At 76.2% G+C, this 25514-nt stretch carries 21 protein-coding genes; 9 read left to right on the top strand and 12 right to left on the bottom strand.

The features are described 5' to 3' along the window. Positions 1–11: 11 nt before the first annotated feature. Entirely contained in the window at positions 12–1073 is a 1062-nt protein-coding gene (locus ACWPWW_RS03275; RefSeq protein ID WP_454048914.1) for a LacI family DNA-binding transcriptional regulator, read from the bottom strand. A gap of 131 nt (positions 1074–1204) precedes the next feature. On the opposite strand from ACWPWW_RS03275, the gene ACWPWW_RS03270 reads away from it, so the two are divergent. Beyond that, the gene (locus tag ACWPWW_RS03270) at positions 1205–3649 is read left to right on the top strand and encodes a TIM-barrel domain-containing protein (protein WP_454048913.1); all 2445 of its coding nucleotides are present in this window, start codon (positions 1205–1207) and stop codon (positions 3647–3649) included. 57 nt (positions 3650–3706) lie between these two features. Here the strand turns inward: ACWPWW_RS03270 and dhaK are convergent, their stop codons facing one another. The 6 genes from dhaK to ACWPWW_RS03240 all read right to left on the bottom strand — a co-directional run bounded on the left by dhaK (position 3707) and on the right by ACWPWW_RS03240 (position 9866). Continuing rightward, positions 3707–4702: a dihydroxyacetone kinase subunit DhaK gene (gene dhaK / locus ACWPWW_RS03265; protein ID WP_454048912.1), complete on the bottom strand. Its 996-nt coding sequence runs from the start codon at positions 4700–4702 to the stop codon at positions 3707–3709. 36 nt (positions 4703–4738) lie between these two features. Further along, entirely contained in the window at positions 4739–5365 is a 627-nt protein-coding gene (gene dhaL / locus ACWPWW_RS03260; RefSeq protein ID WP_454048911.1) for a dihydroxyacetone kinase subunit DhaL, read from the bottom strand. Further along, positions 5362–6153, bottom strand: a complete 792-nt coding sequence (locus ACWPWW_RS03255; RefSeq protein WP_454048910.1) for an HAD-IA family hydrolase — start codon at positions 6151–6153, stop codon at positions 5362–5364. Before ACWPWW_RS03255 ends, dhaL begins: the two co-directional genes overlap by 4 nt. Continuing rightward, positions 6150–7028, bottom strand: a complete 879-nt coding sequence (locus ACWPWW_RS03250; RefSeq protein WP_454048909.1) for a class II fructose-bisphosphate aldolase — start codon at positions 7026–7028, stop codon at positions 6150–6152. Before ACWPWW_RS03250 ends, ACWPWW_RS03255 begins: the two co-directional genes overlap by 4 nt. 130 nt (positions 7029–7158) lie before the next feature. Further along, the gene (locus tag ACWPWW_RS03245; RefSeq protein ID WP_454048908.1) at positions 7159–8037 is read right to left on the bottom strand and encodes a hypothetical protein; all 879 of its coding nucleotides are present in this window, start codon (positions 8035–8037) and stop codon (positions 7159–7161) included. Beyond that, complete coding sequence (locus ACWPWW_RS03240; RefSeq protein ID WP_454048907.1) at positions 8034–9866, bottom strand: hypothetical protein; 1833 nt, start codon at positions 9864–9866, stop codon at positions 8034–8036. Before ACWPWW_RS03240 ends, ACWPWW_RS03245 begins: the two co-directional genes overlap by 4 nt. Before the next feature lie 326 nt (positions 9867–10192). Here ACWPWW_RS03240 and ACWPWW_RS03235 point away from each other — a divergent pair, with 326 nt between their 5' ends. Both ACWPWW_RS03235 and ACWPWW_RS03230 read left to right on the top strand, forming a co-directional pair. Further along, a complete protein-coding gene (locus tag ACWPWW_RS03235) occupies positions 10193–12304 on the top strand; it encodes a DNA/RNA non-specific endonuclease (RefSeq protein WP_454048906.1) in 2112 nt (703 codons plus the stop codon). 97 nt (positions 12305–12401) lie between these two features. Continuing rightward, entirely contained in the window at positions 12402–13229 is an 828-nt protein-coding gene (locus ACWPWW_RS03230; RefSeq protein ID WP_454048905.1) for an SDR family NAD(P)-dependent oxidoreductase, read from the top strand. On the opposite strand, the gene ACWPWW_RS03225 is transcribed toward ACWPWW_RS03230, so the two are convergent. Next, positions 13207–14040 carry a glycoside hydrolase family 16 protein gene (locus ACWPWW_RS03225; protein WP_454048904.1) on the bottom strand — a complete coding sequence of 278 codons (834 nt, stop codon included), beginning with the start codon at positions 14038–14040 and terminating at the stop codon, positions 13207–13209. The genes ACWPWW_RS03230 and ACWPWW_RS03225 overlap by 23 nt on opposite strands. A 173-nt stretch (positions 14041–14213) precedes the next feature. Here ACWPWW_RS03225 and ACWPWW_RS03220 point away from each other — a divergent pair, with 173 nt between their 5' ends. Genes ACWPWW_RS03220 through ACWPWW_RS03210 form a run of 3 tightly spaced genes read left to right on the top strand, consistent with a single transcriptional unit; the run spans position 14214 to position 16508 of the window. Continuing rightward, complete coding sequence (locus tag ACWPWW_RS03220) at positions 14214–14564, top strand: hypothetical protein (RefSeq protein WP_454048903.1); 351 nt, start codon at positions 14214–14216, stop codon at positions 14562–14564. 26 nt (positions 14565–14590) lie between these two features. Beyond that, positions 14591–14827, top strand: a complete 237-nt coding sequence (locus tag ACWPWW_RS03215; protein WP_454048902.1) for a hypothetical protein — start codon at positions 14591–14593, stop codon at positions 14825–14827. Between the two features lie 7 nt (positions 14828–14834). Continuing rightward, positions 14835–16508, top strand: coding sequence for a RecQ family ATP-dependent DNA helicase (locus ACWPWW_RS03210; RefSeq protein ID WP_454048901.1), 1674 nt, complete (start codon positions 14835–14837; stop codon positions 16506–16508). A 6-nt stretch (positions 16509–16514) separates the two neighbouring features. Here the strand turns inward: ACWPWW_RS03210 and ACWPWW_RS03205 are convergent, their stop codons facing one another. Further along, entirely contained in the window at positions 16515–16973 is a 459-nt protein-coding gene (locus tag ACWPWW_RS03205; RefSeq protein WP_454048900.1) for a universal stress protein, read from the bottom strand. A 116-nt stretch (positions 16974–17089) separates the two neighbouring features. Here ACWPWW_RS03205 and ACWPWW_RS03200 point away from each other — a divergent pair, with 116 nt between their 5' ends. The 3 genes from ACWPWW_RS03200 to ACWPWW_RS03190 all read left to right on the top strand — a co-directional run bounded on the left by ACWPWW_RS03200 (position 17090) and on the right by ACWPWW_RS03190 (position 21634). After that, positions 17090–18283 carry a hypothetical protein gene (locus ACWPWW_RS03200; protein WP_454048899.1) on the top strand — a complete coding sequence of 398 codons (1194 nt, stop codon included), beginning with the start codon at positions 17090–17092 and terminating at the stop codon, positions 18281–18283. A gap of 292 nt (positions 18284–18575) precedes the next feature. Beyond that, complete coding sequence (locus ACWPWW_RS03195) at positions 18576–19799, top strand: M15 family metallopeptidase (RefSeq protein WP_454048898.1); 1224 nt, start codon at positions 18576–18578, stop codon at positions 19797–19799. Positions 19800–20002: 203 nt separating this feature from the next. Further along, positions 20003–21634: a peroxidase family protein gene (locus ACWPWW_RS03190; RefSeq protein ID WP_454048897.1), complete on the top strand. Its 1632-nt coding sequence runs from the start codon at positions 20003–20005 to the stop codon at positions 21632–21634. 93 nt (positions 21635–21727) lie between these two features. Here ACWPWW_RS03190 and ACWPWW_RS03185 read toward each other — a convergent pair whose 3' ends face one another. The 3 genes from ACWPWW_RS03185 to ACWPWW_RS03175 form a co-directional block, all read right to left on the bottom strand. Continuing rightward, on the bottom strand, positions 21728–22792 hold the full coding sequence (locus tag ACWPWW_RS03185) for a YihY/virulence factor BrkB family protein (protein ID WP_454048896.1): 1065 nt from the start codon (positions 22790–22792) through the stop codon (positions 21728–21730). Positions 22793–22921: 129 nt separating this feature from the next. After that, entirely contained in the window at positions 22922–23359 is a 438-nt protein-coding gene (locus tag ACWPWW_RS03180) for a winged helix-turn-helix domain-containing protein (RefSeq protein ID WP_454048895.1), read from the bottom strand. A gap of 251 nt (positions 23360–23610) precedes the next feature. Further along, a complete protein-coding gene (locus ACWPWW_RS03175; protein ID WP_454048894.1) occupies positions 23611–25449 on the bottom strand; it encodes a metallophosphoesterase family protein in 1839 nt (612 codons plus the stop codon). Between the last annotated feature and the right edge of the window lie 65 nt (positions 25450–25514).

The raw sequence follows: 25514 nt of genomic DNA, 5'->3' as shown, positions 1-25514 counted from the left end.
AGGGCGAGATGCTAGTCGCTCGGGTCCCGGGGCGGCCGGGCCGTCTGCTCACGGCAGCGCGGCGGCGCGACCGTCTCGCGCTCGACCAGCTCCACCGGCAGCGTGGTGCGGCGCGCCGTCGCCGGTGCGGCGGCGGCGTCCTCGCCCAGGACCTGGGTGAGCAGCTCGACCGCGGACCGGCCCTTCGCGCGCACGTCCTGGCGGACGGTGGTCAGCGCCGGGGTGAGGTGCCGGCACTCGGGCAGGTCGTCGAACCCGATCACCGACACGTCCTCCGGCACCCGGACCCCGGCACCGAGCAGGCCCTTGAGCAGGCCGACCGCCAGGATGTCGGCGGTGCAGAAGACGGCGGTCGGCAGCTCCGGCGCGGCCAGCAGCCGCGCCGCTGCGTCGAGGCCGGCCTCGAACGAGCTGGTGGTGGTGCGCAGCACGACCTCGTCGGGCACGTCGTGCTCCGCGAGGGCGGAACGCCAGCCGCGGTACCGGTCCTCGACGACGCCGCCGATGGTGGCGTCCGGCCCGACGAACGCCATCCGGCGGTGCCCGAGCCCGGCCAGGTGGGCGCCGGCGAGGCGCCCGCCCGCGACGTCGTCCACGCCGACAGCGGCGATCGCGTCGTGGCCGGTCGCGTCGACCAGGACCATCGGCACGTCGGAGAGGCGGCGCAGCTCGGCGACCTCGTGCGCGAGCACGCCGAGGACGATCGCGCCGTCGACGTTCCAGGTGCGCAGGCTGCCCGCGGTCGTCACGACGTCCTCCGCGGCGTGGATCATCAGGTGCCGGCCCGCGCGGCTCACCCAGCGCTCGACCTCTCCGACGAGGACCGAGTCGTGCGGGTTCGCCAGCGCCGGGCCGTCCCCGCCGTCGCTGCGGTACACGAGCGCGACGATCCCGGAGCTGCGCGCGGACAGCGCGCGCGCCGCCCCGTTCGGGACGTAGCCGAGCCGGGCGATCGCCTCCTCGACCAGGCTGACGGTGGCGGGGGAGACGCGGGCGCGGCGGCCGTTCAGCACGTTCGACACGGTCATCGGGCTGACGCCGGCGGCCTGGGCCACGTCGCGCATCGTCGCCATGCCGGCTCCCGTCGTCCACAGCCGGCGGACGGCGGATTGACCCGTCGGCGACGCCGAGATTAGCATCGCCGCCATCCAGGTATAGCGGTAAACCGCAATGACGCCGACGTCGCACGGATCGAGGACCCCCGTTGACCGAGCAGCCCGCCCCGACCGAGACGACCGAGACGGCAGACGAGGGCGCGCAGGTCGCGTCCGCCGACCCGGCGGCCGTCGTCACCGGCCCGGGCTACCGGATCACGGTGCTGACCAGCAGGCTGCTGCGCCTGGAGCACCAGGCGGACGGGGACTTCGAGGACCGGCCGACGCAGCTCGTCCGGCGGCGCCGGCTGCCCGTGCCGGAGCTCACCGTCCGCCGGGACGACGACGGGCTCGACCTGTGGACGGAGCACCTGCACGTCCGGTACGACGGCGGACCGTTCACGCCGTCGGGCCTGAGCGTCACGATGCGGACCCGCGCGCAGGGCGGGCACCGGACGCAGTGGCGGTTCGGTGACCCCGCCGAGGGCGTCGGCGGCAGCAACCTCGGCGGGACCGCGCGCACGCTCGACGACGTCGACGGGGCCACCGACCTCGGGGCCGGGCTGCTCTCGCGCGACGGGTTCGCCGTGGTCGACGACTCGCCGTCGCTCGCGCTGGACGGCGCCGGCCGCCCCGTGCCGCGGGCAGGCGTCGGGCAGGACCTGTACTTCCTCGGCTACGGCACGGACCACCGGGCGGCGCTCCGGGCCTGGTTCACGCTGACCGGGCCGAGCCCGCTGGTGCCGCGCTGGGCCCTCGGCAACTGGTGGAGCCGGTTCCACCGCTACGACGAGGCCGAGTACCTGGCGCTGATGGACCGGTTCGCCGCCGCGGGCGTGCCGTTGTCGGTCGCGGTGCTCGACATGGACTGGCACCTGGTGGACATCGACCCGGCGCTGGGCAGCGGGTGGACCGGCTACACCTGGAACACCGACCTGTTCCCCGACCCGGCCGCGTTCCTCGCGGAGCTGCACCGCCGCGGCCTCCGGGTGGCGGTCAACGTGCACCCGGCGGACGGCGTGCGCGCCCACGAGGACGCCTACGCGGACGTCGCGCGGGACCTCGGGCTGGACCCGGCGGACGGGCTGCCGATCGCGTTCGACATCACGGACGCGGCGTTCACGGAGTCCTACCTGCGCCGGCTGCACCACCCGCACGAGGAGATCGGCGTCGACCTCTGGTGGCTCGACTGGCAGTCCGGGCAGACCTCGCGGGTCCCCGGCCTCGACCCGCTCTGGATGCTCAACGACGTGCACTACCGCGACTCCGGGCGCGGCGGGCGCCGGCCGCTGACGTTCTCCCGGTACGCCGGGCTCGGCTCGCACCGCCAGCCCATCGGCTTCTCCGGGGACACGTACGCCACGTGGGAGTCGCTGGCGTTCCAGCCGGAGTTCACCGCGACCGCCGCCAACGTCGGCTACTTCTGGTGGAGCCACGACATCGGCGGGCACTTCGGGGCGACGTTCGACCCCGAGCTGATGGTGCGGTGGTTCCAGCTCGGCGCCCTGTCGCCGGTGAACCGGCTGCACTCCTCGAGCGACGAGTTCGTCGCCAAGGAGCCGTGGCGGTTCGACCCGGTCGCCGAGCGCGCGATGACCCGCGCCCTGCGGGCTCGGCACGCCCTCGTCCCGTACCTGTACTCGGCGATGTGGGCGGCGCACACCGACGGCGTCGGGCCGGTGCGGCCGATGTACCACGACCACCCCGAGCAGCCCGAGGCCTACGACGTGCCGGGGCAGTACCTGCTCGGGCCGGACCTGCTCGTCGCGCCGGTGACCACGCCGGTCGAGCCCGGCTCCGGGCTCGCCGCGACCGACGTCTGGCTGCCGGCCGGTGACTGGTACGACGCCGTCACGGGCCGGCGGTACCGCGGCGGGCGGCGCGTGCGGCTGCACCGCCGGCTGGACGGCGTGCCGGTGCTCGCCCGTGCCGGGGCGGTGCTGCCGCTCGCGACCGACCCGATGGCCGACGTGTCCGACGCCCCCGAGGCGCTCACGGTCCGGATCTACCCGGGCACCGCCGGCGAGGCCACGCTGGTCGAGGACGACGGCGGTGCAGCGCCGGAGCCGCAGACCACCCGGATCTCCTGGTCGGCGACCGGCACCGGCGACGTCGAGGTCACCGTCGACCCGCCGACCGGCCCGGGCGTCCGCACGCGGCGGAGGCTGCGCGTGGAGCTGGTGGGGCTCGTCCCCACCCCGGCGAGCGCCGCCACGCCGGGGGCGGGCTCGCCGGCCGTCGCGGTGGAGGCGCTGCCCGCCCCGGAGGGCACCAGCAACCGCGACGACGTGCCCCCGGCCGGCGCCGTCGTCGACCTCGGCGAGGTGGATCTGGCGACCGGGCTGCGCCTCGAGGTCTCCGGTCTCGAGGTGCCGCGCCGGGACCTCGCGCGGGAGGTCGCGGATCTGCTGGACCCGATGCGCATCCCCGTCGCGCAGAAGAACCGCGCGCTCGCCGCAGCCCGCAGCACCGAGCCGGAGCTGCTCCCCGCCGCCTGGCACGCGCTCGGGCTGCCGGGCACGGTGCTCGGCGCGCTCCTGGAGCTGCTCGGCTGACGCGGCCGGAGCGGGGCCGCGCCTCCACGGCGGCGGCCCCGCCCCGGTGCGACCGGCTCAGAACACCCGCACCGCCACCTCCGCCGGCGCCGCGAGCAACCCGCGGATCTCGTCGTCGAGCCGCACCAGCGTCAGCGACGCGCCCGCCATGTCGAGCGAGGTGCAGTACTCGCCGACGTAGCTGCGCCCCACCGTGATCCCCTGCGCGGCCAGCCTCGCGTGCGCGATCCCGTACAGCAGGTACAGCTCGCTGATCGGCGTCCCGCCCAGCCCGTTGATCATCAGCGCGACGTCGTCGCCCGAGCGGTACGGCAGGTCCGGCACGACGGCGCCGAGCAGCTCGTCGACGATCTCGTCCGCCGACACCAGCGGCGCGCGTCGGCGTCCCGGCTCGCCGTGGATGCCGACGCCGACCTCCATCTCGTCCTCGCCGAGCTCGAACAGCGGCGAGCCCTTGGCGGGCGGGGTGCAGGGGGTGAGCGCGATGCCCATCGTCCGCGTCACGGAGTTCACGTGCTCGCCGACCCGCACCAGCTCGTCGAGGTCGGCACCCGCCTCGGCGGCGGCGCCGACGGCCTTCATGACGAAGAAGTTGCCCGCGACGCCGCGCCGGCCGACGGTCCACGTCGAGTCCTGCACCGCGACGTCGTCGTCGATGAACAGGGTCCGCACCGCCAGGCCCTCGGCCTCTGCGAGCTCCGAGGCCATCTCGAACGCCATCTTGTCGCCGGTGTAGTTGTTCACGAGCAGCAGCACGCCCTTGTCGGAGGCGAGCAGCTTGGCCGACTCCAGCACGTACTCCATCGGCGGCGCGGCGAACACGTCGCCGGGACACGCGCCGTCGAGCATCCCCTTGCCGACGACCATGACGTGCGCCGGCTCGTGGCCCGACCCCGATCCCTGGAGGATCGACACCTTGTCGTGCCGCGGCGCGTCGGCCCGCATGATCAGGTTGTACTCCGGCACGTAGCGCAGCGTGCCGGGGTTGGCCAGCGCGAGGCCGGTGAGCATGTCGGGCACGAAGGTCTTGGGGTCGTTGACGAACTTCTTCATCTCGATCGCCTTCCGGGAGGTCCGGTCCTCGGTCGCTCACCAGGTGGTGGCGACCCGCTCCGCGAGCACCGCCACGGCGACGGCTCCCGGGTCGAGCGACCCGATGCTGCGCTCGCCGGTGTAGGACGCCCGGCCACGCCGGGCCTGCATCGGCCGGGTCGCCTCCGCCGCGGCGCGTGCGGCCGTGGCGGCGGCCTTCGCGACCTCGGCCGGCTCGGCGCCGGCGGCCAGCTGCTGCTCGATCGCGTCGGTCATCGGCACGAGCGCGTCGAGCAGGGTCTTCTCGCCCAGCGACGCGCCGCCGCGGGCTTGGATCCCCGTGACGGCGGCCCGGAGCATGGTGACGACGTCGTCGCCGGTCACGTCCGGCCTGCCCTTCACCGCGCCCGCGGCACGGAGGAAGGCGGTGCCCCAGATCGGGCCCGACGTCCCGCCGATCCGCCCGCTCATCGTGACGGCGACCTTCTGCAGGAACGTGCCGGCGTCGGCGCGGTCGTAGTCGTCCCAGGCGGCCAGGACGTTCTCGAACCCGCGGGCGAGCGAGAACCCGAAGTCGCCGTCGCCCACGACGGAGTCGAGCTCTCCGAAGTACTGCTCGTTCTCGACGCAGGTCTCGGCCACGGTGCGGACGACCCGCTCGACGCGGGCGGAGCCATCGGTCACGGTGTCGCTCCTTGCTGCGGGCCGACCAGGCGCTGGAGGTGGGCGAGGGTGACGGCGCCGTCGACGCCCAGGTCGTGCGGGTCGGCGAGCACGACGGCCGGCTCGCCCGGCGGGTCGCCGAGCGAGCTGACGACGAGCGCCGCCCCGGTGAAGTCCTCGTCGCGGGTGTAGCTGCTCACCGTGACGACGGTCGTGAGCCCGGCGGCGAGCGCGGCCCGCAGCCCGTTCGCGCTGTCCTCGACGACGACGACGTCCCGCGGGTCGAGGCCCGTCTCCCGCAGGGCCAGCAGGTAGATGTCCGGTGCGGGCTTCTTGTGCGGCACGACGTCCCCGGCGAACACCGCGCACCGCGCGGCCAGGTCCGGGCCGACGGCGTGCTCGAGCACCGCCCGCACCGACTCCTCCGCGGAGGTGGACGCCACGGCGAGCCGCCACCCGGCCGCGTCGGCCTCCGCCACCAGCCGGGCCACCCCGGGCCTGCCGGGCAGCGCGCCGGAGCGGACCAGCGCCGTGTAGCGCGCCGTCTTGGCCCGGTGCCACCGGGCGACGACCTCCCGCTGCTCGTCCGGGTCGGTGGGCAGCCCCGCCTCGGCGACGAGGCCGGGGGAGAGCAGCGTGGCCAGCCGCTCCTTGCCGCCGCCGATCGCCAGGAGCCGGCCGTACTCCTCCTGCGACCACCGCACCGGCAGCCCGGCGTCCGCGAAGGTCGCGTTGAAGGCGGGGAGGTGGCCGTCCCGCTCGGTGTCGGCGAGCACGCCGTCGCAGTCGAGGAGCAGCCCCGGGCTCACCGCGCGGCCCTCACCACGCCGCGGGCCTGGCCCGCGGCACCGAACTGCTCGACCAGCGGGACGATCGCGGCCTGCACAGCGGCGGACACGTCGCGGAACATGCTGGGCGGGTCCCACCGGTCGCGTTCCCGTGCGCCGTCGAGGTGGGCGGCGGCGGAGCGCATGTACGCGACCTTCACGGCGGTGGAGATGTTGATCTTGGAGACCCCCGCGCGGATGAACGCGTCGAAGTCCCCGGCCGCCAGGCCGGTGCCGCCGTGCAGCACGATCGGCCGGTCCGTGAGTGCGGCGAGCTCCCGCACCCGCTCCGGCAGCAGCACCGGGCGGGCGCGGTACTCGCCGTGCGCGGTGCCCAGCTGCGGGGCGATCAGGTCGGCGCCGGTGCGGTCGGCGACCTCGGCGAGCTCGCGGACGGAGTAGGCGTGCAGGGCGACGTCGGACCCGACGCCGTCCTCGACCCCCACGATGTTCTCGATCTCCGACTCGACGTCGAGCCCCGCGGCGTGGGCCTGGGCCACCACCTCGGCCGTCTCGCGCTCCGCGGTGGCCAGGTCGCGGTCGGAGGCGTCGAACAGCACGGACGACCACCGGGCCGCGACCACCTCGTCGACGACGGACCGGTCGGGGCAGTGGTCCAGGTGCAGCGCGACCGGCACGGGCGCGTCCCGGGTGGCGAGCCGGAACATCGTGGTCAGCAGCTCCGTGCCGGTGGACCGCACGGTCTTGACGGACAGCTGGACGATGAGCGGCGCCGACGCGCTGACCGCGGCGGCGACCACGGCGCGCAGGCTCAGGTCGTCGAGGACGTTCACGGCCGGGACCGCGTACCCGTGCTCGCGGCCGTGCCGGGCGAGTGCCGCCGTCGATGCGATCATCGTTGATCCCCTCGGCCTCGGACCTTCCTGGCGTGCTGTCCGAGATGTCCGGATTCTAGGGCGGTCGGAGCGCCCGCCACCAGGGCTGCGCCCGAGGATCACCCGTCGTCGCCGCGGGTCGTCGCCCGGCTCAGGCGTGCACAGCGTCCAGGATCGTGGCGGCGACGCGCGGGTCGGACAGGTACCCGGAGATCCCGTGCTGGTTCGACGTCGGGTTGTCGACCTTCCCGTAGTTCTCGATGCCCTCGACGGCGAACCACGGCGCGGTCAGCGGGTGCAGCGCCACGATGTCCTGCGGGTCGAACGCGTTGAACCAGGTGCCGGTCGGCCCGGGCCGGGTCAGCGGCCGCAGCGTCCGCGCGATCGTGGTCACGGCCAGCGGCGACCCGAGCGTGACGAGGAGCGGCACCTTCCAGCCCCGGGTCGCGGCCTCCCGGCGCAGCAGGTTGTAGGCGACCACGGTGCCGAGGGAGTGCGCGACGACCACCGACTCCTCGTTGCCGTCGAGGGCGTGCCGGACGCCGTCCTCGATCGTGTCCCGGACCCGGACGTTGTTCAGGTACTGGTAGACGTCGCGGGTGGCGAGCGCGACGGACCAGGCGCTCACGTTGGGCAGCTTGTCGAGCGCGGTGAGCGTCGCGCGCACCCAGCGCCAGTTCAGCGGCCCTCGCTCGACGACGTCCTCGCCGGCCTCCGCCAGCACGTCCGCCTCGGTGATGCCGGCGTGCTCGGCGATCTCCAGCAGGGCCTCCCGCACGAACGCGTCCTCGGCGCTCGGCCCGTCCTCCGACCCCCGGACCACGACCTCGGCGGCGCGCTCGGGATCGCCGGACACGAGGTCGAACAGCGTCTGCCCGTAGTACGGCAGGCGGACGCGGTCGTCGGGCAGGTCGAGCGGGCGCCCGACGTGGTGCGCGCCCACGTCGAGCGCGGACATCCACTCGTCCTTCACCGCCGACGGGTCCTTGTGCTCCTGGGCGCGGCCGTGCACCAGCACCAGCGTTCTCATGGCGACTCCTCGGCTCGATCGGCAGGACGAGCAGCATCGGCGACGGCGGCGACGACCCGCGGGGCGTCGGCGGCGGCGAACAGGGTCCAGTGCGACGGCCGCCGCGGCGGGAACGCCAGCGCGCGGGCCCGGACCGGCGCGGGCGCGGCGGCCAGCAGGGCCCACCCGCGCGCGAGGAGCGGCACCGGGGTCAGCACCGTGCCCCACCGCGGCCCGGCCCCGTCGGGTGCCGCGCCACCGGCGAGCAGCAGCACGTCGAACAGGTCCGCCCCGGGCGCACCCGGGCGGGCGAGCGCGGTGACGGCATCGCGACGGCCGCGGTCGTGGTGCTCCCACACCCGGTACACCGCGGCGAGCGGGTCGGCGTCCACGTCGGGGTCGTCGGGGTCGTCCTCGTCGTCGCGGCTCAGGCCGAACCGGGACCACGCCGCGGCGAGGGCGCGACGGGCGACCGGTCCCGTGCCACCCGACGGCCCGGGACCGTCACGGGACCCGTCGGACCTGGCGGACGGGTCGCGCGGCAGGGAGCAGTCGACGAGCGAGCCGTCCTCGACCGTCGCGAGCGTCACCCGGCCGGGCACGGTGGGCAGCACCGCGCAGCCGCCCGAGGCGAGCGTGACGACGGCGGCACCGGACGTCACCTGCTCGACCGCGACCACCCGGTCGCCGTGCACGACGACGGCCGGTGCGGCGACCGTCGCGACCTCCAGGCCGGGTCCCGCCGTGACCGGTGCGGCGGGTGCGGCCGCCCCGACCGCGAGGCTCACGGCGAGCCGGTCCGCGGCCTCCGCGGCGGCGGGCAGCGTGGGCAGGACGGGCAGCGTCGGCTGGTCGGGCAGCGTGGTCCGGTCGGGCCGCGCCCCGGCGTCGGGCGTGTCCGGGAGGTAGGCCTCGGTCGCCGCGCCGGGTGCGGGCCACGGCTCGAGCCGGGACAGCCACGCCACCGCCGGGTCCGACGAGAGCCGCGCGTCCGGGGTCTGGCTGAGGTCGAGCGGCGCGTGCAGCGCGGTCAGCCGCTCGGCGACCAGCCCGGGCAGCGCGCGCTTGAGCGGCCACGGCTGCACCAGCCCGAACGCCGTGCCCCCCGGGCCGCCGGCGCCGCCCGTGCCGCCACCCACCACGCCGTCGCCGCCCGCCCCGTCGCCGCCGGTGACCAGCGCCGGGTGGTCCCCGCGCAGCGCGGCGACCAGGACGGTCGTGAACAGCGCCTGGTAGGCCGCGCCCGAGGTGGCGGGGTCCTTGACCTCGTACGCGGGGTCGCCGAGCGCGCAGGCGTAGAACACGTCGACGGCGGCGGCCGCCCCGCGCGGCGGCAGGTTCGGCACGACGGCGGCACCCTGGATGCTCAGCTCCTGCACCGTGCTCGCGGCGGTCCGGCAGGCGTCGGACACCAGGACGACGTGCCGGACGGGCAGCCGCTCGGCGTACCAGGAGGTGAGCGACACGTTGACCGCCTGGCTGCCGTCCTCGGGCGCGCCGGGCAGCAACCAGAACTCGGCGTTGCCGGTGTTGATCCCGTGCCCGCTGAAGTAGACGACGAGCTGGTCCACGTCACCGCGGTCGACCAGCGCCCGGACCCCGCCCAGCACGTCGCCGACGGTGACGCTGCCGCCGTCCGTGTCCGCGAACGTCCGCACCAGGTCGTCCGGCACCCCCTGCGCGCGGGCCCACTCCCGGACGACCGCGACCGCGCCCGGGACGGCGGGCAGCTCGGGGAACCGGCCACCCGTCCGGGCGACGCCGATCAGCACCACGGCCCGCGCCACGTGGCTCACCCGCACCGGCCGGGGCACGGGACCGTGCCGCGGCATGGCGCCGTGCCACGGCACGGGAGACCCGTGCGGCACGGGCGTGCGTCGTCGGCCATCAGGACTCCGTCGTCCAGGCTCCAGGTCCTCCGAGTGGAGCACCGGCGGTGGTGCACGTCAAGGTGCCGCCCGCTCGACCGGGCGGGTCCTGGTGCCCGGCGAGGCGCGCTGCTAGCGTCGGATTCGTCCGTTTCGCGACACAGACGTCGGACGGGGCCGGCGGGCAAGGGCGCCCGCTCCCGTCCGACCACCCGCCCGTGCTCGACCGCGCACGAGGTCGTCCGTTCGAGGCCGTTCCAGGCCGTTCCAGGCCTTCCGGGATCGACCGGCTCGAGGGGGCCGAGGCCATGGGCACCGTCGCCGCACCGGGCGGGACCACCCCGCTGGCGGCGCGCCTGCGGGAGCAGGAGGACCTCCAGCACGCCCTGGCGGCCCAGCGGGCGCAGGAGCGCGTCGCCGAGCGGGCGCCCGCGCTCGACCAGCTGGACGGCGGGGAGATGGTCGGGGCGAACGACCCCGTCCGCCTGGCGCGGCGGCTGGACCGGGTCAGCCGGTTCCTCACCGGCGCCGACCCCGACTCCGTGCCGGACGACGCCGCACCGGCCGCGCTGGTCGCCGACGCGGCGGCCCGGCTCGCCCTGCCGCAGGCACCGGTGGTGCTGCTGGAGAAGGTGATCAACCAGCCCGACTTCCTGGCCGTGCGGTACCTCGAGGGCGGGCACGTCGCGCAGCGCACGGTCGGCCGGGTCGTCATCCGCGGCGCGGACGGGCGGGTCGCCGGGTACGGGACGGGCTTCCTGGTGTCGCCGCACCTGCTGCTGACCAACCACCACGTCCTGCCGTCGGCGGACGTCGCGGCCGGCAGCGCGCTCGAGCTCGACCACCAGCGCGCGCTCGACGGGCGGCTGCTCCCCGTGGTCGAGCTGCGGTTCGACCCGGCTCGGTTCTTCGTCGCGGACCAGACGCTCGACTTCGCGGTGGTCGCCGTGGCGGGGTCGCCGGCGAGCACCGCGCCGTACGGCTGGTGCCGGCTGACCGACGCCCAGGGCACCGTCGTCGTGGGGGAGTGCGTGACGATCGTGCAGCACCCGCGGGGGCGCGAGAAGGAGGTCGTGCTGCGGGAGAACAAGCTGGTCGACATCCCGGAGCAGGTCCTGCACTACGTCACCGACACCGAGCCCGGGTCGTCCGGCTCGCCGGTGTTCAACGACCAGTGGGAGGTCATCGCGCTGCACCACGCGAGCGTCCCCGACGCGAACGCCACCGGCGGCGGGTTCCTCAACGAGGGCATCCGGATCAGCCGGATCCTGCGGCACCTGGGGGCCGCGCCGCTCGACGCGGGGGCGCGCGCGCTCGTCGCCCAGCTGGGCACGGCCCCGTCGCCGCACGGCGGCGCCGCGGGCGAGCGCGCCGACGGCGCCCGAGCGGACGCGGCCCGCGTCGACCGGCCCGCCCGTGCCGGGGGAGCGGGGGCCGATCCGGTGACCGTCGAGATCCCGCTACGGCTGACCGTCCGCGTGACGCTGGACCAGCCGGGCGCCCCGGACGGGGCGGCCGCAGACGGGGCGGTCCCGGACGGGGCGGTGCCGGACGGGGTCGTCACCTCGAGCGCACCCCCCGCCGCACCCTCCGACGTCGAGTCGCTCGCCATCGACCTCGACTACTCCACCCGCGCGGGCTACGACCCGGCGTTCCTCGGCACCCCGCTGCCGCTGCCGGGTCCCGGCTCGAACGCCGCCGTCGCGTCGGCGGAGCTGCGCTACCACCACTTCAGCGTCGTGATGCACCGGGAGCGCCGGCTCGCCCTGTTCACGGCGGTGAACATCGACGGCGGCCAGGCCGACGCGCAGCCGCGCACCGACGACCGGTGGATCCTGGACCCGCGCCTGCCGCGGTCGGAGCAGACGGGCGCGGCGGTCTACGCCGACAACGCCCTGGACCGCGGGCACCTGGTCCGCCGTCTCGACCCCGCGTGGGGGCCGCTCGCGCGGGCGGCGAACGACGACACGTTCCACTACACGAACTCGGCGCCGCAGCACCACGCCTTCAACGCCGGGTCGACCCTCTGGCTGGGGCTGGAGGAGTACGTGCTCGGCACGGCCCGCCGCGACCGGCTGCGGGTCAGCGTGGTCAGCGGCCCGGTGCTGGCGCCGGACGACCCGGCCTACCGCGGGGTGCTGCTGCCGCGGCAGTTCTACAAGGTGGTGGCCGTCGTCGACGCCGCGGGCACGCTGGTCGTGACCGGGTACGTGCTGGGGCAGCACGCGTTCCTGCCGAGCGTCCTCACCGAGGCGGCGTTCGGCGCCTTCCGGACCTTCCAGGTGCCGGTGTCGATGATCGCGGCGCTGACCGGGCTGGACCTGTCGGCGTACGTCGCCGCCGACCCGCTCGGCACCGTGGAGGCGACCGTCGCCGCGCACGCCCTGCAGTCCTACGCCGACATCGTGCTCACGCGCTGACCGCGCACCCCACCGGTGGCGCGCGCCCGGCGGCCGACCTAGCGTCCGGGGCACGGGTGCGGCCGGCCGCCCGTCGCCGGACGAGAGGCACCCCGTGATGACCGAGCACACGCAGCAGACCCCCGCGCAGGACGACCCCACCCCCGCCCGGCCGCTCGCCGTGGTCACCGGCGGCTCCAGCGGCATCGGGCTCGAGCTGGCACGCCGGTTCGCCGAGGAGGGCTTCGACCTGGTCGTCGCCGCCGACGAGCCGCAGGTCACGCTGGCCGCCGACGCGCTGTCCGCCGCGGGCAACGCCGTCCGCGCGGTGCACGTCGACCTGGCCACCGCCGAGGGGGTGCAGACGCTGGTCGACGCGGTGCACGCCACGGGCCGGCCGGTGGACGCGCTCGCGCTGAACGCGGGGATCGGCGCGGGCGGGCCGTTCGTCGAGACCCCGCTCGACGGCGACCTGCAGGTGATCGCCCTCGACGTCGTCGGCACGGTGCGGCTGGCCAAGGCGCTGGTGCCGGCGATGGTGCAGCGCGGCGCCGGGCGGGTGCTGATGACCTCGTCGACCGCGGCGCTGATGCCGGGGCCCTACTACGCCACCTACGCGGCGTCGAAGTCGTTCGTGCAGTCCTTCGCCGAGGCGCTGCGGCACGAGCTGGACGACACGGGCGTGACCGTGACCGCGCTGCTGCCGGGCCCGACGGACACGCCGTTCTTCGCGCGCGCCGGGATGGAGGACACCCCGGTCGGTCGCGGCCCGAAGGACGACCCGGCCGACGTCGCGGACCAGGCGTACGAGGCGATGATGGAGGGCAAGGACAAGATCGAGGTCCGCTCGCTCAAGACGAAGCTCCAGTCCGCCGCCTCCGCCGTGCTGCCGGACCGGGCGAAGGCCGCGGTGCACGCGGCGTTCACGAAGCCGGACGACGCCTGACCGGCCGGCCCGGGGCCGGCGGGAGCAGGGTCCCGCGCACCCGCGCCACGACCAGCTCGGGCACGGCCGGACCGGCCGGGTCGTGCGCCGCGTCGGGGAAGTCGAACACGCCCAGGATCAGCTGCACCGGGTAGTCCGGCGCCTGCTCGACGACCTGCGTCACCGTGCCGTCGACCGCGAACGCCACCGAGCCCGGCCGCCAGTCGACCGCGTACGTGTGCCATGCCGCGACGTCGAGGGGGAGACGCGGGGCGGTGAACTCCTCGCGCAGCGCGGGATCGCGGAACGGGTGCACGCCGGAGCCCACCGCGGCCGTCGGCCTGCCGTCCGCGTCGGTGCCGAGCGAGTCCCCGAACACCTCGACCAGGCAGATCTCGCCGCTGCGCGCGGGGACGTCCTCGACGCCGACCAGCCACGCCGAGAACATCGAGCCCGGCCCGACCCTGGCCCGGCAGGTCACCTCGACCCGGCCGTGGTGCGGCGTGTACGCCCAGCGCGCCGGCTGCTCCTCCCGCACCACGAGCCCGTCGCGGAACGGCTGCTGCCCCTGCGTGCTGCCGACCGGGCCGGACCAGCTGCCGCTCTGCGCGGCCGACACCCGCAGGGGCGGCGAGTGCGTGTCCGCGCACCAGACCGGGTGCTCCGGCGGGATCGCCAGGTGCAGCCCGCCCGGACCCGTGCGGACGTCGGCGGCGGCCGCCGCGCGCGAGCTCCAGGCGGGCAGGTAGGCCGTCGTCCAGCCGCGCTCTGCCGGGGAGGTCGCGAACCGCTCGTCGACGGTCGTGGGTCCGGGCGGGTCCGGGCTCACCATGCTCGCTCCCGTGCGCTCGTCGGTGCTCCTGCGGGGTCAGCGCGTGCCTGCGCGTGATCGTAGCCACCACCGGCGCGCTCCGGTGGCAGGGCCCGGCGGCCCGGCCTAGCGTCGGTGACCGGCGGACGGACGGACCGCCGAGCCGACCGCACGACGACGACCCGGGAGGACCGATGAGCACCGACGACGTCAGCCGCGAGGACCTGCCGATCCCCGACTACGACCACCTGCCCGTCGGCTCCCTCGGCCACCGGGTCCGCAGCCTCGAGGCCGAGGACATCGACCTGCTGCGCCGGTACGAGGAGGCGCACGCCAACCGCCCCGCCGTGGTGCAGATCCTCGACCACCGGCTCCTGGACCTCGCCGAGGGGCAGCGTCCCTCCGGCGGCGACGCGAGCGCCCCCGCGGCCGAGACGGCGCCGCCGCCGTCGAGCGGCGGCCCGGTCGGTCCCCAGACGTCCGGCCCGCCGCAGAACCCGCCGTCGCACGGCGTCCCGACCAACCCCAGCCAGCCCCGGCGCTGAGCGCCCGACCCACCCCGGAGGACCCCGTGACCGACCGCACCGCGACCGACGACGACCTGGACCGCACACGCGCCTCGATGGAGCAGCCCGCCCCGCCCGCCGCGGGCCGCGTGCTGCTGTTCGTGGTGTGCTTCGCGCTGTTCCTGGGCGGGTTCGCCCTGATGGCCCTCGCCGTCGAGAGCGCGTCGATCACGCTGTTCACCCTCGGCATCCTGGCCAGCGGCGGGGCGTTCTTCGTCGGCATGCACCGGCCGGAGCGTTGAGCGAGCGGTGACCGAGCACGACGACCGCCGGGTGCGGACGACGCTGGACGACGCGGTCCGCCGCGTCCTGGGACCCGGGACCGCGCTGCGCCCGGCGCAGCGGGACGCGCTGGACGGGCTGCACGAGCACGACACGCTGCTCGTCGCCCGGTCGGGCGCGGGCAAGACGGCGGTGTACGCCATCGCCACGCTGCTCGGCGGGCGGCTGACCGTGGTGGTGTCGCCGCTGCTCGCGCTGCAGCGGGACCAGGTCGAGGGCCTGCGCGAGGCCGGCCTGCGGGCGGAGTCCGTCAGCTCCGCCCGGGGCGCGGCGGCGCAGCGCGCCGCGCTCGAGCGTGCGCGGACCGGCGACCTCGACGTGCTCGTGCTCGGGCCGGAGCAGCTGGTGCGCCGGCCGGTCGCCGAGGCCCTCGACCAGGCCGACGTCGGGCTGGTCGTCGTCGACGAGGCGCACTGCGTGAGCGAGTGGGGGCACGACTTCCGGCCGGACTACGTGCACGTCGCGGGCACCGTCGAGCGCCTGGGCTCCGGTCCGGCCGGGCGGCCCCGGGTGCTCGCGCTCACCGCCACCGCGTCCCCGCAGGTGCGCGACGAGGTGGTCGAGCGGCTCGGGATGGTCGACCCGCGCGTCCTCGTGCACGACGCCGACCGGCCGAACATCTGGCTCGGCGCCCACCACGCGTCGACCCCGCGGGAGCGGGACGACCGGGTGGTGGCGCTGGTGACCGGGCTGGTGCAGGACCTCGCGCCCGAGGGCGGCTCCGCAGCCGGCCTGGTGTACGCCCGCACCCGGTCGCACGTCGAGGACCTCGTGGCGGCGCTCGGGTCCGCCGGGCTGCCGGCGTTGGGATACCACGCCGGTCTCCCGGCGAAGGAGCGGGCCCGCGTCGAGCGCGCCTTCCTGCACGGCGAGCACGACCTGGTGGTCGCCACGAGCGCGTTCGGCATGGGCGTCGACCGCGCGGACGTCCGGTTCGTGGTGCACGCCGGCCCGCCGACGTCCCTCGACGCGTACTACCAGGAGGTCGGCCGCGCCGGCCGTGACGGCGAGCCCGCCCGGGCCGTGCTGGTGACCCGGCCCGACGACATCGGGCTGAACCAGTACCTCCGCTCGGGAGGCGTGCCGCGCCGCGCGACGCTCGCCACCGTGCTGGACGCCGTCCGCGAGGGCGACGGCGAGGTGGACCAGCAGGCGGTCGTGTCGGCGAGCGGGCTCGCGGCCCGGACGGTGTCGCGCGCGCTCGCCGTGCTGCTCGACACCGGCGCCGTGGAACGCGTGGACGGGAGCCTGCGGGCCACCGGCGTGTCGGCTCAGGCGGCGGCGAAGGCGGCTGCCGAGCGGCAGGAGGAGCGGCAGGCGGTCGAACGGTCCCGGGTCGAGGTGGTCCGCGCCTACGCGGACACCACCGACTGCCGCCGGCGGCTCTTGCTGGAGCTGCTGGGGGAGAAGCACCCGCGCCCGTGCGGCGCGTGCGACAGCTGCGACGCCGGCACGTCCGTCGAGGTCGAGGACGCACCGCTGCGGCCGGGGCAGGCCGTCGAGCACGCGGAGTGGGGCGCGGGGCAGGTGTCGGTGGTCGAGGAGGACCGGGTGACGGTGTTCTTCGGCGAGCGGGGCTACGTCACGCTCGACACGGAGGTCGCCGTCGGCTCCGGGCTGCTGCGCGCCGCGTCGGCCTGACCCGGATCAGGGCACGACGGTCACGGGCCAGTGCGCGTTCCGCACCAGGCGCACGGCGAGCGAGCCGGCGACGCGGTGCCCGATGCTCGCCGAGGAGCCCACGACGACGCAGTCGGCACGCACCTCGTGCGCGATCGCGGACAGCACCTGGAACGGGTCGCCGGTGCGGACGACCAGGTCCACGTCGAGCCCCTCCGCGTCGGCGAGCGCCCGCGAGTCGCGCAGCATCCGCTCCACGTCGTCCTGGTGCTGGACGGCCGCCGTGCTCGAGGCGCCGGTGGTGTCCATCACCGAGGCCAGCCCGCCACCCGGCTCCCGCACGTAGACGACGACCAGGCGGCTGCGCTGGCGGCGGCACACCCCGGCCGCGTAGGCGGCGGCGCGCAGGGACGGGTCCGACCCGTCGACGCCCACGACGACCGCGCTCGGCCCGTCGCGACCGATCTCGAACTGCTGGCCGGTCACGCCGCACCGTCCCTCTCGCGCCCGTCTGCTGCCGCTGCCCCCGTGGTCGCACCGAGGGTATCGCCGCAGGCGGGCGGGCGTGGTTCCCTGGACCCGGCCGGACGAGAGGAGGCGTCGTGCCCGACCTGACCGGTGTCGCCGCCGAGCTCTACGCCGTCGCGCCCCCGGGGTTCACGGCCGCGCGCACCGCCGCCGTCCGTGAGGCCCGGCAGGCGAAGGACCGCGACCTGGCCACGGCCGTCGGGGCGCTGCGCAAGCCCTCCGCGGCCGCGGCGGCGGTCAACCTGCTGGTCCGCGAGCGGCCGGAGGACCTCGGTCGCCTGCTCGACCTGGGCGTCCGGCTGCGGGAGGCGCAGGCCGCGCTGGCGGGCTCGGACCTGCGGGCGCTGCACACCGAGCAGCAGCGGACCGTGGCCGAGGTCGCCGACGCGGCGGTCGCCCTGCTCACCGACGCGGGCGGCTCGGCGGGCGCGGCCGTGCGCGGCCAGGTGGAGGCGACGCTCCGCGCCGCGATGGGCGACCCCGACGCCGCGGCGGCGGTCGCCACGGGGCTGCTGACGCGGGACCTGTTCTCGTCGGGGTTCGAGCCGGTCGACGTCGAGGGGGCGGTCGCCGTGCCCGACGCCCCTGCGCTCGCCGGCGTCCCGGCGCGCCGGACGCCGCTGCGTGCGGTCCCGGAGGGCGCCGGGGAGGACGCGGCCGACGCGGACCGCCCGCCCGCCCGCCGGCGCCGCGGCCGGCTGATCACCGCCGAGGAGCCGGAGCAGCCGCTGCGCGCGGCGCCCGAGCCGGGGCCCGCGCGCCGGCGTGGGCGGGTGGTCACGACCGACGCGGCCGCCCCGGCTGCCGGGACGCCGCCGGCCGCGCCGAGGTCCGGGCGGCCCACGGCGAAGGACCGTGCGCGCGCCGAGCGCGAGCAGCGCGCGGAGCAGGACCGGGCCGCGCGCGAGCGCCGCGCCGAGCAGGAGCGCGCCGACCGCGAGCGCCGGCGCGAGGCGGCCCGGCGCTCCGCCGAGGAGGACGTCCGCCTCGCGCAGGAGGAGGCGGAGGCGCGGGCCGCGGAGCGCGAGTCGGCCGACCGGCGGCTGAGCACCGCCGAGAGCCGCGCGGCCGAGCTGGCGGCCGCGGTCGAGCGGACCCAGGAGGAGATCGCCCGGTTGCGGGACGCGCTCGCCGACGCCGAGCGCGAGGCGCGCGAGGTGGGGCTCGAGGTGCGGCACGCCCGGTCGGCGCGGACGACGGCCGCGCGTGCCGCGGAGCGGGCGGCGTCGCGCCTGCGGGACGCCGAGACCGCGCGCGACCGGCTCTGACGCGTCGCACCGGGGTGTGACGCACGCCACCCGTTCGCGTTGACACCCTCCGGGGGCCTTCTTACGCTGGCAGGACGGCACGCCCCGGCACCTCGGGGCGCCCGTGGCGACGTCGGGTCGACGCAGACCCGGCGGCACCGGCCCGTCCCTCGTCCGGACACGGCCTCGGCGCCCGGCCGGGCGGCGACGCCGCAGCCGTGCGTGATCGGCGCCACGCGTCGCGGGGCTGGGTCCTCCCGGCGGCCGCGCCCGTGCGGGACCAGCGACCCGCGCCGCCGTCAGGAGCACCGCGATGCAGGGAGCGCCCGGCCGTCACCGCCACCGGCGGCGCGGGCGGGCGCGGCTGGGTCGCGGCGCCGCCGCGCTGCGGGCCGGTGCCCGCGGGGCCGTGGTGGTCGGGGTCGCCGCGCTGCTGGGCGTGGGCCTGGACGGGGCCGCCACCACCGGGACGGGGCTCGCCGAGCCGCCGCCCGCCCCGCGCCTCGGCTTCTCCGCCGAGCGGACCGCCGCCGCGGACCTCGCCCGCTGGGACGCCCGGGCCGCCACGGAGGAGCCGGCTCTCACGGCCGAGTCGATGGCGGTCGCCCGGGCCGCGCTCGACGCGGCCGCGGGCGTGGAGGCCCTGCGGGTGTCACCCGAGCCGCCGGCCGCGCTGGCCGACCTGGACGCCGCGGTGCTGCGGCTGCGCACCGTGTCCGGGACGCTCGGCATGGGCACCACTCCGGTGCCGGTCGACCGCGAGGTCGCGCTCGTGCGGGACGTGCCGACCCCGGCGGGACCGGCGTCCGCGGGACCCGGCGCCGTCCCCGCCCGCACCGTGCTCGCCGAGACCGTGCCCGCCCGGGTCGCCGCCGCGGCGGGGGTGCACGACGCGGCGGCGGCGGTGTTCGCGTACGCCCTGGCCGTCGAGCGCAGCGTCCCGGTGGCCGTCACGGAGCACCCGGCGGCCGACGTCGCGGGGCTGGCCGACCTCGAGCGCGCCGCCGCGGCCGCCGTGGCGGAGGCGGCGGTGGTGCCGAGCGCAGCGGGCCGGGCCCGGACCGGGACGGACCGCGTGGTCTCCGGACCCCTGCGGTCCGACGGGACCGCCGACCCCGCGATGCTCTGCCCGGTGCCCTTCGCGCCGGGCTCGCTGCTGCGGTGCGACGCGGCCGAGGCGCTCGCCCGCCTGAACGAGGTGTTCCGGGCGGAGCACGGGTCCGACCTGCCCGTGGGCGGCACGTACCGGACCTACGAGCAGCAGGTGCGGCTGAAGGCGACCAAGGGCGGCCTCGCGGCACCTCCGGGCACGTCGCACCACGGCTGGGGCGTGGCGGTCGACTTCAGCGGGTTCGGCGGCGTCGGGCAGTTCGACCAGCCGCTCTACCGCTGGATGGTCGAGCACGGACCCGCGTACGGCTGGGTGCACCCCGCGGCGATGGGGCCGGGAGGCGCCGGGCCGCACGAACCGTGGCACTGGGAGTACGCCGGCCCGGCCGGGTCCGCCGGCTCCGTGACGCCCGCCGCCGCCGACTGACGGCGTCGCGCGACCCTTTACGCCCGCCCTCCGCGGGTGGTTCGATGGTCGTCCCCCTCCGATCCGGCACCGCGCGTCCTCGTCGACGTCGCCCGCCGGAGATCCGCAGCGCGGGCCACGCCGCGCCGCCCCTGCCCGCCGCGCCGTGCGTGCGCACCGGGACCGTCGTCCGACGAGGTACGCCGTCCAGGGGGAGCCCTGCCATGAACGCCACCCAGACCGACACCACCGCGCCCGCCGTCGCCGGCCGCGTGATCGAGAACGTCAGCCACGGCGAGGTCCTGGAACGCCAGGTCCGCGCGTCCGAGTTCGACTACCTGTTCCCCGACCTGGTCGGCGACGCGGGCAGCCACCTGCCCGCCACGGACCCCCAGCAGGTCATCGCGCTGCTGCGGCGGCTCGGCGGGGCCATGGCGGAGCCCGCCGCGAGCCCGGCGCCGCCGTCGACGATCCCCGCCGTGTACACGTACTGGGGTCAGTTCATCGACCACGACCTCACGCTGGAGGACGCGTCCGACGCGAGCATGCAGCAGCCCGCCGTCGCGGAGCCCACCCTGAGGCCGGTCGACCCGGACACCGTGCGGGAGAAGCTCGGCAACGCGCGTCATCCGTACCTCAACCTCGACTCCGTCTACGGCGACGGTCCCTCGGGCCGGAAGTCGTCGGCGTTCTACTCGGGCGCGTTCCTCAAGCTCGGCACGCTCGCGTCACCTGCGCCGGGGCAGCCGGTGCCCGCGGCCGAGGACCCCGCCGAGCGCGACCTCCCCGGCCGGCACCGCGTCGCGAACGCCGCCACCGGGCGCGACGAGTTCCCCGCGAAGATCGGCGACTCGCGGAACGACGAGAACCTGGTGATCGCCCAGCTGCACCTGGCGTACCTCCGGTTCCACAACGCGGTGGCGCACGCGATCCAGGTCGCGGAGCCGGGGTTGTCCAAGCAGGACCTGCTGGCCCGGACCCAGCAGTTCACGCGGCACTGCCACCAGTGGCTGATCGTGCACGACTACCTGCGCACCGTGACGGTCCCGGGCACGGTCGACTGGGTGCTCGCCGGGCAGCCCGGGCTGTACCTGAGCCGGTTCCCGGCGGGAGGCCCCGAGGCGATGCCGCTGGAGTTCTCCGTGGCCGCCTTCCGGTTCGGGCACTCGCAGATCCGGAACTCCTACGACTACAACCGGAACTTCGGCGACCCCGGCTTCGTCGCCCCGCGGGCCACGCTGGACCAGCTGTTCCAGTTCACCGGCCGCGGCGGGTTCATCGGCGGGGCCACCCGGCTGCCGGCCAACTGGGCCGTCGAGTGGGACCGGCTCGTCGACAAGGCGGACCCCGACCCGCGGCACTTCGCGCGGGCCATCGACACGCAGCTGGCCGACGACCTGTCGGTGATGCGCAACGAGCCGCGCGACCTGGCCGGCATCCAGGAGCACCTGGCCAAGCGGAACCTGCTGCGCGGGTACCTGCTGAGCCTGCCGACCGGGGAGGCCGTCGCGCGGGCGCTCGCCATCCGGCCCCTCACCCGGCCCGAGCTGCTCCGCGGGGCGCCGGCGGGCGTCCGCAGCGCGCTGACCAGCCCCGAGCTCAACGGCCGCACGCCGCTCTGGTACTACGTGCTCAAGGAGGCGGAGGTGCTGACGGCCGGCAACTCCCTCGGCCCGGTGGGCAGCCGGATCGTGGCCGAGACGATCATCGGCCTGATCCGGCACGACCCCGCGTCGTACCTCAACGAGGTGCCGGCCTGGGGTACCGCGCCCGTCCCGACCCTCGGCACGGGCCCGCAGGCCCGCACCATCACGAGCCTCCCCGACCTCCTCACCCTGGCCGGCGTCATGCCCTGACCCCACCCACCCCGCGCGCCACGTGGAGAGCTCGGACCGACACGCCGCGGCGTGTCGGTCCGAGCCTCCACCTGAGGGGAGGGGACGCCGGGGTCAGCGGGGCGGGCGGCGGTTGGCCTCGCGGATGGTGCGGCCGCGGCGGACGTCCTCCTCGGCCTTGGCGCGCTTCTTGTCGCTCGCGCGGGTGTCGCGGGGCGGCAGCTGGATCGTGCGCTCCGCCTCGATGCCGCCCTGCAGCTCGCGGCCGCGCTCGACCTCGGCGTCCAGCTCGGCGCCGAACAGCAGCGCGAGGTTCGACAGCCAGAGCCACAGCAGCATGATGATCACGCCGGCCAGCGAGCCGTAGGTGCTGCCGTAGCTGCCGAAGTTGGCGACGTAGAAGCCGAACGCGAGCGACGCGATGAGCCACACGACCACGGCGACCAGCGCGCCCACGCTCATCCAGCGGAACTTGGGCTGCCGCACGTTCGGGGTGAAGTAGTAGAGGATCGCGATCGCCAGCACCACCAGCAGCAGCACCACCGGCCACTTGGCGATGTTCCAGACGGTGACCGCGACCGAGCTCAGCCCGATGGCCGCCCCGACCCGCTCCGCGATGCCGCCCGACAGCACCACGGCGACGACGATCAGCACGGCGAAGACCACCAGGATCAGCGTCACCACCAGCAGCACCGGGCGCAGCTTCCAGATCGGCCGGCCCTCGTCGATCTCGTAGACCCGGTTCATGCCGCGGCTGAACGCGGTGACGTAGCCGGAGGCGGACCACAGCGCGACCAGCAGCGAGATGACGAAGGTCAGTCCCGCGCCGGGGGAGTTGGAGATGTTCTCCAGGATCGGTGCGATCGTGTCGTCGGCGGTGCTCTGCCCGACGATGCCGGACGCGGTCGTGACCAGCTCCTCGACCAGCTGCTGCCCGTCACCGACCAGGCCGAGGATCGACACCACGGCGAGCAGGCCCGGCGCGATCGCCAGCACCGCGTAGTAGGTGAGGGCGGCGGCCAGGTCGGTGGCCTGGTCGTGCTGGAACTCGCGCACCGTCGTGCGGAGCACGTACTTCCACGACCGCTTGGTGAGGTCGTCGGGGGAGTCGGGCTTGCGCGGGTCCTCCGGGTCCGGGGCCTGCGCCGCCTTCTCGGAGCTCTTCTCGTCGGCTGCCACGGCGTCCTCCTGCGCGTGCGGTCCCCCGGGCACGGGGGGACGTGGGACGGGGTGCTGGTGTTCCCCCGTCGCCAGCGTCACCCGACCGGGCCGGGTCCGCCACACGAACGGCCCTCGCGCGAGCCCGGCTCAGCCCTCGACGCGCAGGCCCTCGATCGCGTTCAGCCGGTACCCGACGCCGCGCACGGTGGTGATCAGGCCGTCGAGCCCGGACTTGGCCCGCACCCGGCGGACGTGCACGTCGACGGTGCGGGTCTCCGCGGACAGGTCCTGGGTGCGCCACGCGCCGTCGTAGAGCTCGTCCCGCGAGACGACGCGACCGGCCGAGCGGGCCAGGTAGCCCACCAGGTCGAACTCCTGGCGGGTGAGCTCCACGTCGCGGCCGTCGACGACCAGGCGCCGGCCCGGCAGGTCGACGACCACGGCGGGAGTCAGCGGCAGGGCGGCGAGCAGCTCCTCGAACCGGCGCAGGTCCGGCTGCGACGGGAGGACGGCCGACGGCCGGGTGGTGCCGACGGTGTGGACGGCGGGGGTGCGGACGGGTGCGGCAGGGCTCAGGACGCTCATGGGGGTGCTCCTCGGGCGGTCCGCCGCGACGACGCGGCGGGCGGGACGACGGTCCCGCGGGGTGGCTGACGGCTGGGGTGGCGGTCAGGCCCGACAGAGCGGACGCGCGCAGGCGGGCCGCGAGGTGCGGCACAGCAGGAGCGCGGAGGTCATGGACGCGAGTGTGGCACGGGCCCGGCGAGGACGGCACGGTCCCCGCCGTCCGTCTCAGGACCCGGACGGACGTGACAGGCACATCCGTCGGCCGCCCCTCAGCCGCCCGGCGTCTCCGTGATGTCCTGGGTCGGCGTGCCGGCCGGCTCGTCGTCGGCCTCGGGGTCCGGGTCGGGCACGGGCACGGGCCACGGCTCCGGGTCGTGCACGGTCGCGGTGGCGTCGGTGCCGATCTCGACCAGCTGCCAGTCGATGATCCGGCGGGTGTCGGGGTCCCAGCGCAGCACCGTCATCTCGGCGGTGCCCTTGAGCGGGCCGATCCGCGGCTCGTTCTCCTGCGCGCCCGCGGTCGAGGAGGAGATGTACCGGATGCCCTGCCCGATCTGCTCGGGGTCGGTGCGGGTGTGCATGTGCCCGGAGATCAGGGACGGGACGCAGCCGTCGGCCAGCAGGTTCGGCGCGATGCGCGGGTTGTGGAACAGCACCAGGTCGACGCCGTCCCGGTCCTCGCACGCGACCTCGGCCAGGCGGTCGCCGACGTGGGCGTACGGCTCGTCCTGGGTCGGCTGGGCCAGCAGCCGGTTGGCCTTGGGGTCCTTGTCGCCGAGGATGCGCATGCCGCGCACGTCGATGACGCCGCCGTCGAGGACCACCGCCCCGGCCCGGGCGTACTGCGCGGTCGTCGCGGCGGAGTCGTGGTTGCCCGGCGCGGTGATCAGGTCGACGCCGTCCGGGACGGCCCGGGCGAACGTCGTGGCGCAGTACTGCTCGACGGAGCTGCCGTTCATCGTCGTGTCGCCCGCGTCGAGCACCACCTGGGCGCCCGACATCTCAGTCATCGACGTGATGAGCGGCGCCATGCCCACGTTGCAGTGCAGGTCGGACACGAGCAGCAGGGTCAGCGGGTCGCTGCCCTCGTCCTCCTCCATGGCGGACGGCGACGGGGTCGGCGACGGGCTCGCCGTCGCCTCCGGGTCCGCGGCGTCCACGGCGTCCACGGCGTCGTCGGTGTCCCGCGCGTCCTGCTCCGCCTGCGCCCGCTCGGCCTCGACGGCCGGCCGGCGCTCCTCCCAGCCGTCCCACGCGGCGACCAGCGCGTCGCCGGCCGTGTCGTAGAACTCCTCGTTGTCCCGGAACGCCTGGACGACGAGACCGCCGTAGGTGTCGACGATGCCGCCGAGCCGCCCGGTGACGCGCGCGCCCTCCAGCGGCGTGCCGTCGAACACCGGTGACGAGGCCGCGACGGTGCGGGAGGACGCGTCGCGCTCCCGCTCGCTGGCGGTGACCAGCGTCGCGACGAGCGCCACGGCGGCGGTCCCCGCGACCAGCTGGACCGTGTGCGGCCGGAGGCGGGTGGCGAGCTCCCGGCGCCGGGCACCACCCAGCAGCCCGCGCCCCGCGAACCACAGACCCACCACCAGCACGAGCGTGACGAGCGCCCGCCACAGGGCGTCCGCGACCAGCGCCCGGGCCGCGTCCTCGATGGTCGCCTGCGGCCCGGTGAAGAACTGCAGGTAGGAGTTGAGGTCGCCCGTGAGCGCCTGGAGCGTGTCGACGTCGTGCAGCGCGTCCACGCCGACGGGGATCTCCTCGACCGTGACGCGCGCACCGAGCAGCAGCGGCAGCGGCGAGTCGATCTGCAGCGTGCCGATCGGGCCGAGGTCGACCGTGACGGTGGCGTCGGTGGTGATGTCGTAGCGCGCCTCGTGCGGGCCGAAGCTCAGCTGCGCGGAGGCCGTGGTCACGCCGGTCACGACGGCGACCAGCACGGCCGCGACGCCCAGCAGCACGGTCCGCAGCCGCGGCCGCCGCGGACGCAGCGCCCGGAGCGCGGGCCGCACCCGCGCGCGCCAGCCGTCCGACCGCGGTCCGGCGGGGGAGTCGGGTGCGGTCGGCTGCTGGGCCGCGGGCTCGGGGGCGGGCTGCTGGTCGGACATCGCCGTCGAGCCTAGGGGTGCGGGCCGTCCGCCACGACCGTGCGGCGTCGGCCGGCCTGTGCTAC

This window comes from Cellulomonas sp. Marseille-Q8402, from assembly GCF_965119525.1.
Note: the sequence above shows the minus strand (reverse complement) of the source record. Positions and strands in the feature narration are given on the sequence as shown.

Excerpts from the sequence above, each read along its gene's own strand:
- ACWPWW_RS03250 (WP_454048909.1), bottom strand. The coding sequence starts at position 7,028 with ATGATCGCATCGACGGCGGCACTCGCCCGGCACGGCCGCGAGCACGGG.
- ACWPWW_RS03175 (WP_454048894.1), bottom strand. The coding sequence starts at position 25,449 with ATGTCCGACCAGCAGCCCGCCCCCGAGCCCGCGGCCCAGCAGCCGACC.
- ACWPWW_RS03190 (WP_454048897.1), top strand. The coding sequence starts at position 20,003 with ATGAACGCCACCCAGACCGACACCACCGCGCCCGCCGTCGCCGGCCGC.
- ACWPWW_RS03235 (WP_454048906.1), top strand. The coding sequence starts at position 10,193 with ATGGGCACCGTCGCCGCACCGGGCGGGACCACCCCGCTGGCGGCGCGC.
- ACWPWW_RS03195 (WP_454048898.1), top strand. The coding sequence starts at position 18,576 with ATGCAGGGAGCGCCCGGCCGTCACCGCCACCGGCGGCGCGGGCGGGCG.
- ACWPWW_RS03230 (WP_454048905.1), top strand. The coding sequence starts at position 12,402 with ATGACCGAGCACACGCAGCAGACCCCCGCGCAGGACGACCCCACCCCC.
- ACWPWW_RS03180 (WP_454048895.1), bottom strand. The coding sequence starts at position 23,359 with ATGAGCGTCCTGAGCCCTGCCGCACCCGTCCGCACCCCCGCCGTCCAC.
- ACWPWW_RS03225 (WP_454048904.1), bottom strand. The coding sequence starts at position 14,040 with ATGGTGAGCCCGGACCCGCCCGGACCCACGACCGTCGACGAGCGGTTC.
- dhaK (WP_454048912.1), bottom strand. The coding sequence starts at position 4,702 with ATGAAGAAGTTCGTCAACGACCCCAAGACCTTCGTGCCCGACATGCTC.
- ACWPWW_RS03275 (WP_454048914.1), bottom strand. The coding sequence starts at position 1,073 with ATGGCGACGATGCGCGACGTGGCCCAGGCCGCCGGCGTCAGCCCGATG.
- ACWPWW_RS03220 (WP_454048903.1), top strand. The coding sequence starts at position 14,214 with ATGAGCACCGACGACGTCAGCCGCGAGGACCTGCCGATCCCCGACTAC.
- ACWPWW_RS03245 (WP_454048908.1), bottom strand. The coding sequence starts at position 8,037 with ATGAGAACGCTGGTGCTGGTGCACGGCCGCGCCCAGGAGCACAAGGAC.